16 protein-coding genes are annotated in these 14,729 nt (G+C 72.4%); 9 read left to right on the top strand and 7 right to left on the bottom strand.

Translation table 11 applies throughout. The features are described 5' to 3' along the window. Window positions 1–14 precede the first annotated feature (14 nt). Window positions 15–431: a hypothetical protein gene (locus tag ACFY61_RS26275; protein ID WP_389475724.1), complete on the top strand. Its 417-nt coding sequence runs from the start codon at window positions 15–17 to the stop codon at window positions 429–431. Between the two features lie 4 nt (window positions 432–435). On the opposite strand, the gene ACFY61_RS26270 is transcribed toward ACFY61_RS26275, so the two are convergent. Continuing rightward, complete coding sequence (locus tag ACFY61_RS26270) at window positions 436–849, bottom strand: organic hydroperoxide resistance protein (protein WP_389475722.1); 414 nt, start codon at window positions 847–849, stop codon at window positions 436–438. 128 nt (window positions 850–977) lie between these two features. Between ACFY61_RS26270 and ACFY61_RS26265 the strand changes: the two genes are divergently transcribed. Then, a complete protein-coding gene (locus ACFY61_RS26265; RefSeq protein WP_389475721.1) occupies window positions 978–1,451 on the top strand; it encodes a MarR family winged helix-turn-helix transcriptional regulator in 474 nt (157 codons plus the stop codon). A 46-nt stretch (window positions 1,452–1,497) separates the two neighbouring features. On the opposite strand, the gene ACFY61_RS26260 is transcribed toward ACFY61_RS26265, so the two are convergent. Together ACFY61_RS26260 and ACFY61_RS26255 are read right to left on the bottom strand one after the other, a co-directional pair. Further along, window positions 1,498–1,941: a DUF4240 domain-containing protein gene (locus tag ACFY61_RS26260; RefSeq protein ID WP_389475720.1), complete on the bottom strand. Its 444-nt coding sequence runs from the start codon at window positions 1,939–1,941 to the stop codon at window positions 1,498–1,500. A gap of 192 nt (window positions 1,942–2,133) precedes the next feature. Continuing rightward, the gene (locus tag ACFY61_RS26255; protein WP_389475718.1) at window positions 2,134–2,568 is read right to left on the bottom strand and encodes an SgcJ/EcaC family oxidoreductase; all 435 of its coding nucleotides are present in this window, start codon (window positions 2,566–2,568) and stop codon (window positions 2,134–2,136) included. Window positions 2,569–2,627: 59 nt separating this feature from the next. Between ACFY61_RS26255 and ACFY61_RS26250 the strand changes: the two genes are divergently transcribed. Continuing rightward, on the top strand, window positions 2,628–3,179 hold the full coding sequence (locus tag ACFY61_RS26250) for a flavoprotein (protein WP_389475716.1): 552 nt from the start codon (window positions 2,628–2,630) through the stop codon (window positions 3,177–3,179). Between the two features lie 38 nt (window positions 3,180–3,217). Here the strand turns inward: ACFY61_RS26250 and ACFY61_RS26245 are convergent, their stop codons facing one another. After that, window positions 3,218–4,333 (bottom strand): alkene reductase, encoded by a 1,116-nt coding sequence (locus ACFY61_RS26245; protein ID WP_389475714.1) that lies wholly within the window; start codon window positions 4,331–4,333, stop codon window positions 3,218–3,220. A 64-nt stretch (window positions 4,334–4,397) separates the two neighbouring features. Here ACFY61_RS26245 and ACFY61_RS26240 point away from each other — a divergent pair, with 64 nt between their 5' ends. The 6 genes from ACFY61_RS26240 to tpg all read left to right on the top strand — a co-directional run bounded on the left by ACFY61_RS26240 (window position 4,398) and on the right by tpg (window position 11,192). Next, window positions 4,398–4,757, top strand: coding sequence for a MerR family transcriptional regulator (locus ACFY61_RS26240; protein WP_389475712.1), 360 nt, complete (start codon window positions 4,398–4,400; stop codon window positions 4,755–4,757). A 299-nt stretch (window positions 4,758–5,056) separates the two neighbouring features. Further along, a complete protein-coding gene (locus ACFY61_RS26235; protein WP_389475710.1) occupies window positions 5,057–5,740 on the top strand; it encodes a ScbR family autoregulator-binding transcription factor in 684 nt (227 codons plus the stop codon). 250 nt (window positions 5,741–5,990) lie between these two features. Next, window positions 5,991–7,268, top strand: a complete 1,278-nt coding sequence (locus ACFY61_RS26230; RefSeq protein ID WP_389475708.1) for a ParA family protein — start codon at window positions 5,991–5,993, stop codon at window positions 7,266–7,268. Then, on the top strand, window positions 7,265–8,203 hold the full coding sequence (locus ACFY61_RS26225) for a ParB/RepB/Spo0J family partition protein (RefSeq protein WP_389475706.1): 939 nt from the start codon (window positions 7,265–7,267) through the stop codon (window positions 8,201–8,203). The genes ACFY61_RS26230 and ACFY61_RS26225 overlap by 4 nt, the downstream gene beginning before the upstream one ends. A gap of 113 nt (window positions 8,204–8,316) precedes the next feature. Continuing rightward, window positions 8,317–10,626, top strand: coding sequence for a telomere-associated protein Tap (gene tap, locus ACFY61_RS26220; RefSeq protein WP_389475704.1), 2,310 nt, complete (start codon window positions 8,317–8,319; stop codon window positions 10,624–10,626). Between the two features lie 11 nt (window positions 10,627–10,637). After that, window positions 10,638–11,192, top strand: coding sequence for a telomere-protecting terminal protein Tpg (gene tpg / locus ACFY61_RS26215; protein ID WP_389475702.1), 555 nt, complete (start codon window positions 10,638–10,640; stop codon window positions 11,190–11,192). 272 nt (window positions 11,193–11,464) lie between these two features. On the opposite strand, the gene ACFY61_RS26210 is transcribed toward tpg, so the two are convergent. The 3 genes from ACFY61_RS26210 to ACFY61_RS26200 all read right to left on the bottom strand — a co-directional run bounded on the left by ACFY61_RS26210 (window position 11,465) and on the right by ACFY61_RS26200 (window position 14,690). Continuing rightward, complete coding sequence (locus tag ACFY61_RS26210) at window positions 11,465–11,842, bottom strand: DUF6009 family protein (protein ID WP_389475700.1); 378 nt, start codon at window positions 11,840–11,842, stop codon at window positions 11,465–11,467. Window positions 11,843–12,022: 180 nt separating this feature from the next. Next, window positions 12,023–13,600, bottom strand: coding sequence for a phage/plasmid primase, P4 family (locus ACFY61_RS26205; protein WP_389475698.1), 1,578 nt, complete (start codon window positions 13,598–13,600; stop codon window positions 12,023–12,025). Then, the gene (locus tag ACFY61_RS26200) at window positions 13,593–14,690 is read right to left on the bottom strand and encodes a bifunctional DNA primase/polymerase (RefSeq protein ID WP_389475696.1); all 1,098 of its coding nucleotides are present in this window, start codon (window positions 14,688–14,690) and stop codon (window positions 13,593–13,595) included. Before ACFY61_RS26200 ends, ACFY61_RS26205 begins: the two co-directional genes overlap by 8 nt. Window positions 14,691–14,729: the final 39 nt, after the last annotated feature.

The raw sequence follows: 14,729 nt of genomic DNA, 5'->3' as shown, positions 1-14,729 counted from the left end.
GTTTGAATGGCCGCGTGATCGAGCTCGCCTTCCTGTCGCTCCTCGCGGTCGCCGCGGCCTTCGTCTTCCGGCTGTTCCGCCGCGAGCACCGCCGCCGGGCGGCCGCGGGCCCCGTTCCCGGCATCCCCTGCATGCTGCGCCGGCCCGCCGGCGAAGGACGCTGGCGGGCCGGGCGGATCACTGCGGGCGCCGAGGGGGAGCCGCCCGGCACGGTCCGGTGGACCCCCTCCCGCGGGACCCCCGTCCCGCTCCCCGGCCTCGTACACACCCAGATCCGGGTGCCGACCGTACGGGAGGGCATGGCCATCAACCCCGGCTCGCGCATCGTGCGCTGCGAGGACCCCACCGGACCGGAGACGGCGGCCCTGGAGATCGCCGTGATGCCCCTGGACCTGGCCGAACTGCTCCGCCTGGTCCCCCCGGCGGGCTGAGGTCCTACTCGACGACGATCTCGACGGGGATGTTGCCCCGGGTCGCCTTGGAGTACGGGCACACCTCGTGCGCCTTCTTGACCAGCAGCTCACCGGTCTCGCCGGCCAGCTCCTCCGGGAGCTCGACCCGCAGGGTGACGGCGAGACCGAAGCCGCCGTCGGTGTCCTTGCCGATGGAGGCCTCGGCGGTCACGGAGACGTCGCCGGTGTCGACGCGGGCCTGCCGGCCGACCAGCCCGAGGGCGCTGGCGAAGCAGGCGGCGTAACCGGCCGCGAACAGCTGCTCGGGGTTGGTCCCCTGGCCGCTGCCGCCGAGGGCCGGGGGCATGGCCAGCGCCAGGTCGATCTGGCCGTCGGAGCTGACGGCACGGCCCTCACGGCCGTTGGCGGTGGCGACAGCGGTGTACAGCGCGTCCATCGGATGTTCCCTCCGGGTTCCGGTTCGGCGTCCCCAGACGGGGCCGCCCTCTGCCCAACAAGATGCCACACAATTAAATTGTGCACAACTAAATCGCTCACACCGCTCCCCGGGCTAGACTGTCCCGTATGACCCAGCAGCCGCCCGCAGACGTCGCCGACCAGGACTTCCTCCGCCTCGACGGACAGATCTGCTTCTCCCTGAACGCGGCCACCCGCGCCTTCGGCGGCCTCTACCGCGTCGTCCTGAAGGACCTCGGGCTCACCTACCCCCAGTACCTGGTGATGCTGGTGCTCTGGGAACACGGCGAGATGCCGGTCAAGGACCTCGGCCGGCACCTGCGCCTGGACTCCGGCACCCTCTCCCCGCTGCTCAAGCGCCTGGAGGCCACCGGCCTCATCCGCCGCGAACGCAGCACCGAGGACGAGCGCTCGGTCCACGCCCACCTCACCGAGGCCGGCACCGCCCTGCGCACCCGCGCCGCCGAGATCCCCCGCCGCATCGCCACGGCCACCGGCTTCGACCTCGCCGAGATCCGCGACCTCCAGTCCCGCCTCGACCGCCTGACCACGGCCCTGGACACGGCGACCGAGCAGATCTGACGCGGAACCTCCGCGCCCCTGTGGGTGCAGATCCGGTACCCGCAGGTCACCCGCCGAGCCAGGCCCCCGCCCAGCCCTCTCGGTTGGAAAACGACTCGTAGGAGTAGCGCGTGGCCCGCGGCCACTGCTCGCCGGTCAGGTGCTCGTACGCCTGGTCCGGTACGTAGAGCAGGCCCTCCGCCCACACCAGGCCTTCCGCGTACGGGACGAACTCGGCCGGATCCGCCAGCACCGCCTGGTATGCGGACCGGCCCGCGGCCACCACCGCGCAACGCGTGTACAGGAACCGGTCCCCCGCCAGCCCCCGCCCGTACTCCCGCCGGTCCAGCCGGTAGAGCAGCCAGGACAGCCGCTCGGCGAAGCCCACCACCCGGTGCAGGGGTCCGGCCGACAGGCTCACGGACAGCGCCTCCGCCAGGAGATCGGATTCCGGGTCGGGCCCGGCGGGGCGACAGTCCTCCAGCAGTTCCCAGAAGGCGTTCTCGTCCATGCCCGCAGCATGACGGACGGCGCCGACAGGGCGATCCGGCTCGCTGGAGGTCCGTCGCCGTCGCCGACCGTTTCAGGCCACGTCCCACACTCCGCTCGCCGCGGCCGCCCGCGCGTGGTCGGCGAAGTCCAGCGGCTCGCGACCCGCACGATGCTCCAGTCCCACATGCACCGCGTCCGGCACGTCCGGCACTCAGCCCTTGCGCACCTGGGTGTTCTGGCAGGCGGTCAGCAGCCAGCGCCCGTCGTCCTGCTTGGTCATCACGTACAGCGGGACCCCCTCGTCACCGTCCCCACCGTCACCGCCGGCCGCTGTGTACACCTGGCTGACCTTGACCGCCGCCACGTCCGGCCGCAGGAACTGCACGTGGGTCACCCGGTAACTGACCTCGCCGTCCCAGTCGGCGGCGGGCAGCACCGCGCGGGTGAACTCCGAGATGGCGTCCAGCCCGATCAGCACCTTGCCGTGCGCGGTGGTCCACAGCGCCTCCGGGTGGAACAGCGCGAGGAAGGCGTCCGGGTCCTTGGCCCGCTGGGACGCCTCCACCTCGGCCACCACCAGCTTGACCGCCTCAATGTCCGCGAGCCGTTCCACGTTCTCCGTCTGCTCAGTCTCCTCAGTCGTCATGCGGACGATGCTGCGCCCTCAACCCGCCTTGAGGTCAACCCCTAAGATCACATGCTGATATGACGCAAACGAGAACGCTTTATCTCATCTGCTCCGCCGCGCCGCCCGTCTTCGACGTGGCCCGGGTGATCGAGGACGCCCAGGCGCGCGGCTGGGACGTCTGCCTCGGCCTCACCCCGACCGCGGCCCACTGGCTGGCCGGCAGCCTCGACGGACTCGCGGCGCTCACCGGGCACCCGGTCCGCTGGCAGTACAAGCTCCCCGGCGACCCCGACGTGTGGCCGCCGGCCGACGCCCTCCTCTTCGCCCCCGCCACCTTCAACTCCGTGAACGCCTGGGCGCTCGGCCTCACCGACCGCTTCGTCGTCGGCGTGGCCGCCGAGGCCCTCGGCAAGGGCACTCCGGCGGTCGCCATGCCCTGCGCCAACGCGGCCCTCGCCCGGCACCCCCAGTTCGAGCAGAGCCTGGCGACCCTCCGCACGGCCGGAGTCGAAGTCCTGTACGGCGACACCGGCTACGTACCGGGCGCCCCGGGCACCGACGACCCCGGCCCCTTCCCCTGGCCGCTCGCCCTGGACGCCGTCACCACCCTCGGCATCCGCACGCCGTAGCCGCCGCCCGGCAGGGCCCGCCCCCTGCCGGCCGGCAGTCACCCCTCCCCCAGCGCCGGGTAGTCCGTGTAACCCTCCGCCCCCTGCACGTACATCAGGAACTCCGGCCGCAGCTCGTTCAGCGGCGCCCCGGTACGCAGCCGCTCCACGAGGTCCGGGTTGGCGAGGAACCCCCGCCCCAGCGCCACCAGGTCGGCCCCCTCCGCCAGCAGCCGTTCGGCCTGCCCGAGGCCCGCGTCGGCCGCGACCTCCTCCCGCGACAGCTTCGGATTGGCGATCAGGGTGCCGGGCCACGCCTTGCGGATCTCCTGGAACAGCGGCTGCGCGGGGTCGGCGTACAACAGGTGCAGGTAGGCCGGGCCGATCGGCGCCAACTCCGCGACCAGCGCCCGGTAGATCTCCTCGGTCTCGTCGCCCTCCTCCACACCGTTCACCGAGACCCCGGGCGAGATCCGCACGCCCACCCGCTCCGGCCCGATCGCCTCGGCGACGGCCCGCACCACCGCCACGGTGAACCGGACCCGGTGCTCCACCGGCCCGCCCCACTCGTCCGTCCGCCGGTTGGTGTTCGGCGCCAGGAACTGGTGCAGCAGGTGGCCGTTGGCCGAGTGGACCTCCACCCCCTCGAACCCCGCCTCCACCGCGTTCCGCGCGGCCGCCGCGAAGTCCGCGACGGTCGCCCGTACGTCATGCGCCGTCATCTCCCGCGGGTCCACCGCCTCCTGGAGCCCACGCGGCGTCTGCAGCCGCTCGGGGAACCGCACCACGGACGGCGCCAGCGGTACGTGCCCACTGGTGTCGGGGTGCCCGACCCGGCCCCCGTGCTGCAACTGCAGGAACATCCGGCCACCGGCTTCCCGCACCGCGTCGTTCACCCGCCGCCACCCGGCGACGTGCTCGGGCCGGTGGATGGCGGGGATGTGCGGGTACGTCTGTCCGACCGCGTTCGGCGTGGTGCCCTCGGCGATGATCAGCCCGGCCGAGGCGCGCTGCGCGTAGTAGGTGGCCATCAGCTCGCCCGGTACACCGTCCGCGCCGGCCCTGTTCCGGGTCAGCGGAGCCATCACCAGCCGGTTCGGGAGCTCCAGCGCCCCGACCCGGCCGGCCTCGAACACCCGCGCCGCGCCGCCGTTCTCGCTCTTCGTCTGCGTCATGCCGGTACCGTAGAACCTGACACCAATGTCAAGTTCAAGCCCGCCCCCTCCCCCAGGGACCCCCATGCGCATCGGCGAACTCTCCACCCGCACCGGCGTCAGCGAACGCTCCCTGCGGTACTACGAAGCCCAGGGCCTGCTCGTGTCCGACCGGACGCCCGGCGGCCACCGCGAGTACCCGGAACGCGCGATCGACCGCGTCATCCGCATCCAGGAGCTCTACGCGGCGGGGCTGAACAGCCGGAAGATCCAGCGGATCCTGCCCTGCATGCGCGACACCGACGGCGGCCCCTCGGCCCGGGCCACCCCGGCCCTGATCGCCGAACTCACCGCCGAACGCGCCCGTATCGACCGCCTCATCACGGACCTCCTCCGCTCCCGCGACACCCTCGACGAAGTCATCGCCACCGCCTCCACCCCCTGACGGTCAGCCACCCCCTCGACCGTTAACGGCGTTAACGCCGTTAACGCCGGCCGCTGCTCCCACCCACCCCCCACGCCCGACCGTTAACGCCGTTAACGCCGCCCACCCCAGCCCGCCGGGCCAAAAAATACAAGTCGACTGGTATTTTTTGGCCCGCCCCGGCTAGATTGACCGCACCACCCGCGGCCCCGGCGCCCGCCCCCGGAGCGCGGCACGCCGCCACCCACAGCACCACCACACGACACGACACCACCCGCACGCGCACGCCCCACACGTACGCACGCGCAGAGAGGACGCACGTGGCGAGGGCCAGACAGGAACGCGCCGAGATCACCCGCCAAGCCATCCTGGACGGCGCGGCACTCGCCTTCGACGCCAACGGGTTCGGCGGCACCAGCCTCAGCGACGTCGTCCGCCACGCCGGCGTCACCAAGGGCGCCCTCTACTTCCACTTCCAGTCCAAAGAGGCCCTCGCCCGAACCCTCATGGACGAGCAGTTCCAGGTGGCCGAGGGCCTCGACGCCCTCCCCTCCCCCGGCCTGCAGACCGTCATCGACCTGACCCACCACATGGCCCACGGCCTCCGTACGCACGCCCGGATCCGCGCCGGCATCCGGCTCGTCATCGAGTTCGGCTCCTTCACCGACCCCGACCCGGCCCCGTACAACGCCTGGATCGACACGTGCCGCAGCTGTCTCGCCCCGGCCCAGGCGCGCGGTGACCTCCGGCCGGAACTCGACGTGGACGACCTCTCCACCTTCCTCGTCGGCTCGTTCACCGGAATCCAGGTCACCTCCCACGTCCGCACCGGCCGCGACGACCTGCACTCGCGCATCGTGGACCTCTGGAACTTCCTCCTCCCCACCCTGGTCCCGGCCGACCGGCTCCCCCACTTCCTCCCGGCCGGCTCCCCGGCATGCCGCGCAGCAATCGCCCTCTCCGCGGCGGCCGAGCCGAACGGCACCGAACCCGGCACCACCTGACCCAGTACCACCTGACCCACCACCACCCAGCCCCACACCCCAGAGGCAGGGCGGCCCCGCATACGCCGTGGTGAACCACGGGGGTGCTCACTACGGCGTATGCGAGACCGCCCTGCCTCCCCGTTTCCTCCCCTTTCGCACCTCCCGACCCCACCGGACCGGCGCCCCACCACCCCACGCGACCCAATTCGTTAGCAAAACCCAAGCGCGGCGCCCACGCTTACGTCCAGACGTTAGTAAAGTCCCCCTCATGACTTCGCCCTCCTCTCCGAGCGACCGCGAGAAGGTCGTCTCCAAACTCCCCCCGTGGCTCCGCCAGGAGTTGAAGGTCCGGACCGCCCAACTCCGCGTGGACATCCAGGACGCCGTCCACCAGGGCGTCGCCCAGTGGAGCGCCCTCGCCTCCGCCCCCAGCCCCGTCGACACGTCCGGCGCGGAATCGTTCTCGACCTGGCTGCCCGCCGGCCAGTGGGACTCCTTCCGCGCCCACTCCAAGGACCGTGGCGTCTCCCTCATCCAGGGCCTCGCCCAGGCCGTCCGCCTCTGGCTGGACGCCAACCCGGCCCCCGCACCCCGCCGCCCCTCGGTCGTCCGGCGCATCGTCGTCTGCAACCAGAAGGGCGGAGTCGGCAAGACGGCCATCACCGCCGGCACCGCCGAGGCCCTCGCGGAGGACCCCGACACCCTGCACCCGGTCCGTGTCGCCCGTCAGCTCGCCCGAGTCACCGACACCTCCGACGCCCCCGACGCCCCCGCGAGCACCGCGTCCACCTCCACGGCCACGGGTCTCGACCTCGAAGACCTCCCCGGCCTCGGCATGCGCGTCCTGCTCGTCGACTTCGACCCCCAGGGCCACCTCACCAAGCAGCTCGGCCAGCAGCCCCTCCCCATCGGCGGCGACAGCCTCACCCGCCACATGGCCGGCGAGGCCCAGGGCGCACTCGCCGACCTGATCGTCCCCATCGAGGACGACCGCTTCGGCGACCGCCTCCACCTCCTCCCCGCCTGCACCGACGCCTTCCTCCTCGACGTCAGGCTCTCCACCGTCCGCGCCCGCGAGGCCGCCCTAGAGCGCGCCCTCTCCCCGGTGGAGTCCGCCTACGACGTCATCCTCATCGACTGCCCGCCCAGCCTCGGCCTCAGCATGGACGCGGCCATCTACTACGGCCGCCGCCGGGACACCGAACAGCCCGGCGCCTCCGGCGCCCTGATCGTCGTACAGGCCGAGGACTCCAGCGCCGACGCGTACGACCTGCTCACCTCCCAGATCAACGACCTCCGTGACGACCTCAGCCTGGACATCGACTACCTCGGCCTGGTCGTGAACCTCTACGACGGACGCCGCGGGTTCATCGCCACCTCCTCGCTCCAGGCCTGGCTGGACATAAAGGATCCGCGCGTCGTGGCCGTCGTCCCCGACCTCAAGGAACAGCGCGAGGCCGTCCGCCTCAAGCAGCCGCTGTTCGTCTACGCGCCGAAGGGCGAGCAGGCCGTGGCCCTGCGTGCGCTCGCAAGGGAGATCTCATGAGCAAGGCAGACAAGCTCGGCGTGTCGGCGTCCTTCGCCCGCGCCCAGCCCGTGAGCGTCAGCTCCCGCCGCGCCGCCATCGCGGAGGCGACGGGCGCACCCACCTCCGGCGTGCTCCCGCCCTCCGAAGTTCCCATCGAGGCCCTCGCCCCCAACCCCTTCAACCTCCGCGAGGAACTCACCGACCTGGACGAGATGGCCCAGTCGCTGCTCTCCCGCGGCCAGCTCCAGCCGCTCGCGGTCGCCACCCGCATGGCCTTCATGGAGGCCCACCCCGGCAGGACCGAAGGCCTGGCCCGGGCCCCGTACGTCGTCATCGACGGCAACCGCCGCCTCGCCGCCGCACAGCTCGCCGGCCTGAAGACGATGCACATCCACGTCAACGACTCCCTGGCCACCAGCGCCGCCGACATCCTCGAATCGGCGCTCATCGCCAACATCCACCGCGTCGACGTGGCACCCATGGACCAGGCCCGCGCCCTCCAGGAGCTCGTCGAGGTCCACGGTTCGCAGGCCCAGGTGGCCAAGCGGCTCGGCAAGACCCCCGCCTGGGTCTCCCAGCGGCTCGCACTGCTCAACCTGACCCCTCCCCTCCAGGAGAAGGTGGAATCGGGCGAGCTCAAGGTGGAACCGGCCCGCCGCATCGGACGCCTCCCCCAGGAACAGCAGGCGGCCGCGGCCGACGAAACCCTCAACGGCGTTAACGCCGTTAACGCCTCCGCGCCGCCCCGCCAGCGCACCCGCCAGGCACCCCCGACCGTTAACGCCGTTAACGCCGTCAACGCCCCGGCCCCCGCCGCGGCCCCCCGCACGGGCACCGCCCCGCGCATCACCATCCCCACGGACTCCGCCGAAATGATCGCGGACGCCCTGACCGCCCACCTCACCCCGGACGACCTCAAGGCCGTCACGGAACTCCTCATGAACCGCATCTGACCCACGCACCACCACGCCGGGGGCGCTGACGGCATTAACGCCGTTAACGCCCCCACGTGCGTTCCATGTGCGTTCCAGCGTGCGTTTCACATAGGCTCGGCTCGGAGGTACCCATGCCCAACGAACAAGAGACCCTCTTCGCCGCGGTCGACGCGCTGCTCGAAGCGGCCGCCGCCAAGGACGCGCTCCCGCACCCGGACGAGCGCCGACGCCTGCGTGAGGCCGCCGGCCTGAGCCAGGAGCAGATCGCCAAGGCCCTGTCCGTCCGCCGCGAGACGATCACCTCCTGGGAGTCCGGCCGCACCGACCCCCGCCCCCCGAAGCGCGCCGCCTACCTCCGCCTCCTCGACGGCCTCGCCGCCCTGCACCCCGCCCCGGGCACGGAAGCCACGCCCGGCGTTAACGCCGTTAACGCCGCCGACGCACCCGCACCCCCCGCCCCCGCCCCCGCCCCCGCCCCAACCGTTAACGCCGTTAACGCCGGCCCTCTCCCCACCCCCGCCGAGCCCGCCGACTCAAGCACCATTAACGGCGTTAACGCGGCCGCCCCCGGCACCCCCACCCTCCCCACCACCGCAAGCGCCGTTAACGCCGTTAACGCCGTTAACGCCGGAACCCACCCCGGCCCCCAGACCGTCAACGGCATTAACGCCGTTAACGCCCCCCGGCCCACCCCCACGCCCGCCCGCCCCCACCAAGCCCCCAACCGCAACGCCACCCGCAGCCCGAACCGGAACCGCACCCCCCACTCCCCCACCCAGGGCCACGGCCCCCTGGCCGTCCTCGACGGCACCGGCCACGCCCACGCCGCCGGCGGCCTGATCCTCGACCACCCCACCAAGGACCTCCCCGCCCTGCTCACCTGGGCGCTCACCGACGCCGACCTCCGCTCGCCGCGCCTGCACCGCAACGGCCGCGACGGCGACCCCCTCCTGGTCCTCACGCCCGCCGCGACGGAAGCCCTCGGACTCCCCCTGGTCCTCGAAGACCGCCGCGGACTCCGCCTCCCCGACGACCACCCGGTGGTCAAGCAGCTGGCCCGCGCCAAGTGGCAGCTCACCCGCCGCGGCTTCGGGCCCTGGGCCCGCATCTACCGCCCGGCCACCGCCGCCGGCGGCCGCCAGTGCGTCCAGCTCGCCGTCCTCCCCTGGGGCGCCCTCGACCCCCGTGCCTGGGGCGAGGACACCGGCGACCTCCCCGCGCCCGAGCTCGCCGAACTCCTCACCTCCTTCGCCACCCGCGTCCTCACCCCCCGCGGCTCGACCGCCGTCACCGGCCTGGAGCTGATGACGGCCCTGCGGCCCCCCACCCGAGCCGCCCGTGACGAGGCCACCGGCACCTGGGTCCCCACCCCGGTCGCCGGCAGCCTCACCCGCCCCGTCGACCCCGCACCTCCGGAGGCTCCCGACGAACACCCGGTCGTCGCCGCCCTCTACCCCCGGACCCACCAGCGCACCCCCGCCGAGGTCCTGGACGAGGAGGCGTACGACTGGATCCGTGACCCGGAACTCCTCACCGACGCCGAGTGCACCCGCACCCACGCCGTCGGCATCGACGTGAACATGGCCTTCGCCGCCGCCGCCAACCGCCTCACCGTCGGCCTCGGTCCCGCCGTCCACGCCACCCGCCCCGCCTTCGACCCCAAGCTCCCCGGCAGCTGGCTCGCCGACCTCAGCCACATCGAGCTCGACCCGCGCCTGCCCAGCCCCTTCACCCCGCACGGCCGGCCCCCCACCGGCCCCGCCTGGTACGCGACCCCGACCCTCGCCTACGCCGTTGAGCTCGGTCACGAGGTCCGCCCCGCCGAGGCCTGGCTCCGCCCCGACAACGGCCCCTACCTCGACGCCTGGTACACGCGCCTGCGCGACGCCTACCTCGCCACCATGGCCGACCTCGGGGTCACCCCGGCCCTCACCGAGTCCGAGTTCCTCGCCGCCATGGAGACCCACAAGCAGCGCGACCCGCTCCAGGCCGCCGTCCTCTCCGCCATCAAGGCGACCGTCAAGGGCGGCATCGGCAAGCTGCGCGAACGCCCGCAGGGCGCCTCGTACCGGCCGGGCGAACCCTGGCCGGCCCTCGAACGCCCCACCTGGCGCCCCGACATCCGCGCCGCCGTCATCTCCACCGCCCGCGTCAACATGCACCGCAAGATGCTCAAGCTGGCGAACGCCGCCGACCTCCACCCCATCGCGGTGCTCTCCGACTGCGCGGTCTACCTTTCGGACGGACCCAGCCCGCTGGACTTCCTCCCCCGCACCCCCGACGGCAAGCCCCTGCCCGGCGGCTTCCGCCTCGGCGTCAGCCCCGGCATGGTCAAGCACGAGGGCACCCAGTCCCTCCTGTGGGCCGTCGGCCTGCTCGACGAACACCACAACCCCGCCCGCCACATCAAGGGCCACGACGCCGCAGCCGACGGAGAGTAAGAGCACCCCCCATGCCCGAGATCAGCGACGGCCTCTCCCGCGCCGACGAACAGAACTTCACCCGCCCGATCCCCAAGTCCGCGGGCGCCCGCATGCGCTTCCTGGTCAAGCAGCTGAAGTCCACCAAGGCCGTGGCGCGGCTCCTCGGCATCTCCCAGCGCACCGTCGAGCGCTACGTCAAGGACCAGATCAGGCAGCCCAAGCCCGCCCTCGCCGAACGCATGGCCGCCGAGGTCCGCAAGCGCTGGCAGCCGCTCGTCCGCAAGCGCGCCCGCGACCAGGCCGCCACGGCCACCGGCCTGGTCATCGAGACCCGCGCCCGGTTCGGCTTCACCGCCGCCCCCGGCACCACCGACGACGGCCGGATGCGCCGCATCACCCAGCACCTCCCCCCGGAGTACGCCTCCCGGCTCTTCGCCGCCCAGGAGGCCGGCGCGACCGAGGCACAGCTCCGCCACATCGCCGCGGAAGGCCTCCAGGAGATCTACTTCAAGGACAACGGCGCCCGCGCGCAGGGCCTGCTCGTGGAGTTCACCGACATCGACTACGTCGACTTCGACTTCTGACCCGCGCGGGGAGTCCCTCCGGCCTCGAAGGACCGGAGGGGAGAAGGGACCGGAGGGACTGAAGGGACTGAAATCCGCCATTACCCTCGCGCGCTTTTCGGCCACAGGCAGACGGGTCAAAGCAGCCTCAATCCCGGCGAAACGCCTGCGTCCGCCCCCGAAACGCACGCCATCGGCCAACAACCGACAGGGACCGAAGACGACCGACGTGGGGACGGACAAGGTCTCAACAGGGACTGAACAGGGTCTGAACAGGGATCGGCCGAAACCGCTCAGGCGACCGTGGGCGTGGACAGCCCCCGCTGCGACCGGGGCGTCTTCCTGCCGACCTGCCTGGGTTCGATCGTCCGCGGGTCGACCGCCTCGCCCGGCGCGCCTTCCCGGTACAGGCCGTCGGGCTCCGCGTCACGGTCGTGCGGCAGCAGGTAGAAGACGCGCCGCTTCTGCAGCCCGCTGTCCGGGTCGGCCTCGGCCGTGTCGCCGAGTTCGGTGAAACCGATCATGCGCCCGTCACGGTGGTAACGCGGCTTCCCCCGGCGGCGGGGGGTCTTGTCCAGGGCCTGGCGCACGTAATCGAGTGCCTCGGGGTCCTCCAGCCACACCACTTTGTCCTCGTGGGCGAGATCGCTGGAAGTCAGTAGCGAGCTCATGGCCTGGGTCCTTCCTCAGTCACGTCGGCCCTTCCGGGCCCCTGCTTCCGCCACGCCGCGAGCGGCGCCGATGCCGGTATGCGGCAGGACGCTGCGGGCCGCCGTCGGCCGGTGGGTCTGTTCATCTTCCTTGTCCATCGTAGGCGTGCCCGCCCCGGGTCGGCGGCACACGTTGACCATTCACCTCGTGCTTGCCCTGTTCGCCTCGCGCGGGGACTGCGCTTCGTCGGCCAGGAGGGCCAAGCCGGGATAGAACTTCTGCCCGTTCGAGCGGAGCATCTCGTTGGGTGAGGCGACACCGACCTCGGCACGGATCCGCGTGGCGAACGCGCGCGTCGTGGCCGGGCGCAGCCCCTCACCGTCGAGACACCAAGCACTGTACGCGCGGTAAAGGGCTCCCTGCTCCACCTTCAGATCCCGCGGATCGGGCAGGTCGGCCCCGGTGGTGCAGCATTCCGCAAGGAACCGCCCGATGTGGTCCTCGGTGGTGGCGTAGGCCTGCGTGGCCGTACGGACCACGCTGGGCCCGGTCAGGGCGGGCTTGGTGGCGAGGTACGCCCTGGCGCCCTGGATCATCCAGTGGAGGATGCCCGGGCCCTCCTCCTGGACCAGCGCCTCCGCCAGGTTGTCGATCTTGCGATGGTCGGGCACCACCCGTTCGAACGGGATCAGCCGGATCCGCCGCCAGAAGGCGTGCCCGCCGGTACCGACTTCGGGACGGTGGTTGCCCAGCAGCCACAGCTTGTGCGTGGGTTCGAAGCTGAAGAAGTCCTGCCGCATGCGGCGCGCCTTGAGCCGGTCACCACCCGTCAGGAGCTTGACGCGGGCCTCGTCGAACTTGTCGTGCGGCTTGAGCTCGCTGCAGACGAACAGGCGGCGCCCGTGCAGCTCGGTCAGCTCCGTGGAGTGCTCGTTGAACTTGCCCCGCTCCATGAGGAATCCCGGCGGGGCGACGTCCGCGTAGTCCCCGAGGATCTTGATCACCACGTCCAGCAGGGCCGACTTGCCGTTGGCCCCGACCCCGTAGAGGAACGGCAGGACCTGACCGCCCACGTCACCGGTGATGGAGTAGCCGAGCAGGAGGTGCAAGAAGTTGATCATCTCCTTGCCCTTGTCGTCGTCACCGAAGGTCTGGTGCAGGAAGGAGTCGAACCTCGGCGTCGGCATGGCCTCGGGGGCCAGGTGGGTGGCACGGGAGTGCAGGTCCCGCGTCGGGTCGGGCTTGTGCAGGTCGCCGGTGCGCAGGTCCACCACCCCGGCCGGCGTGCACAGCGCGTACTTGTCCCCGTCCAGGGTGTCCGGGTCGAGGGCCAGTTCGGGCGCGGCCTTGGCCTGCGTGAGCATGGCCTTCACGCCCGAGGTGGACATGGCCCGCTTGCGGTGCTGGGACAGCTCCCGGTCGGTGAAGACGCCCCGCGGGTCGTGCGTCGGGAGTTCCTCCGCCATGTCGCCGGCGGCCCAGATCGCGGCCTTCTCCCCGCCGGTCCGCTTCCACCTGTACTCGTCCCAGACGTACCAGCCCAGCCCCTCGACGTGCCGGAACCGGTCGTGGTGGAGGTGCGCGAACAGCTTCGCGTTGCCCCGGTCGGTGAGGTTCTGCAGCAGTCCGGTCGACACGAAGTCGGCGGCGGCGGCCGCCGGGCCCCCGCCCTGCTGGGCCGGCAGCCGCTTCCCCGGGGCCACCGTGTCGGTCGTGAACGCGGCGAGCTGTTCCGCCGCCGCCTGGGCGTCGAACCCCGTGCTTCCGGCGCTACTCATGGGCGTTCCTCGGATGGATCGGTCGGTCGCTTCCGGCGCGCAGCCCTGCTTCCACGATGAGGGCGTTCCGGCGCGGCTGGTGTGGTCGTGCGTGGTGCGCGGCTTCGATGAGCAGCCGGCGGCACTCCCCGGCACCGATACGGCCCGCCGCGGCCAGCCCCCCGGCGGTGAAGGCGGCCCGGTTGAGCTTGGCGCTGAATCCCGTCCCGGCCGGGCTGGCCCCGCAAGCCCGTACCTCGTCCAGCAGCGAGCCGAGCACCCGCTGCCCGTCCGACACCCTCCCGGAGCTCCCGGGCGCCGCCACGGCCCCCACGGCCCCCGCAGAGGGCCCCGAGGGCGCGGGCGACTCCATCCCGTGCCCGGTCCGCACGAGTTCGGCGGTCAGCCACAGCGGCAGGGCGGCCGGCGTGCGCGCCCCGGGCAGCGCCTCGTAGACGCCGGCGGCGGTGCGCGTCGAAGGCGCGACGATGTACCCGCCGACGGCCCGTACGTCGACCTGCCAGGCGAGCGCCACCCTGGTGCCCGACCCGCTGGAGCACCGGAAGCGCGGACCGCTGCCCCTGGGCACGCGGTACCAGACGTGCATGCCTCCCGAAGGCGTCCGCACGCGCAGGGTGGACCGGTCCTCGCACGGGTTGGGCCGTGACCGGTACGCCGCCAGCAGTGCCAGGGTGTCGAACCCGCTCCGCAGCCCGGTCAGGTCGACCCGCTCGTCCACGGGGATGCCGGGCAGCAGCCGCTGCCGGTCCGGCGGGGGAGCGGCGTGCGCGTCGACGTCGATGACGACGAGACCCGCGGGCCCGCAGGACACCCCGATCCCGAACTCCGGCTCGGCACGCCACCACTCCCGCAGGGTCGGCAGGTCGGTCGTGGCCGCGTGGAACCCGTGACACCAGCCTCCCCGGGCCCTGCAGGGGCACTCCTGGGGCCGGTGCCGGGCCCCCCGGCAGTCCGCGCAGTTCGGGGCCGGCGTCTTGGTCCCTGGGGCGAGCGGGTGCACGGGGTAGCCGCGCAGGGCCAGCCAGGTGGCCACGTCCAATGCCGTCCCGTCGCGCACCTCTCGCGCCGGGTTCTGGGAATCGACGGGCACTGGCTCTTCCTTGACGGACCGTTAGGGCAATCTTCCGCC

The sequence above is a fragment of the Streptomyces sp. NPDC012888 genome (assembly GCF_042900645.1).
Lineage (GTDB): Bacteria > Actinomycetota > Actinomycetes > Streptomycetales > Streptomycetaceae > Streptomyces.
This window is presented reverse-complemented; position numbering and strand designations above follow the sequence as displayed.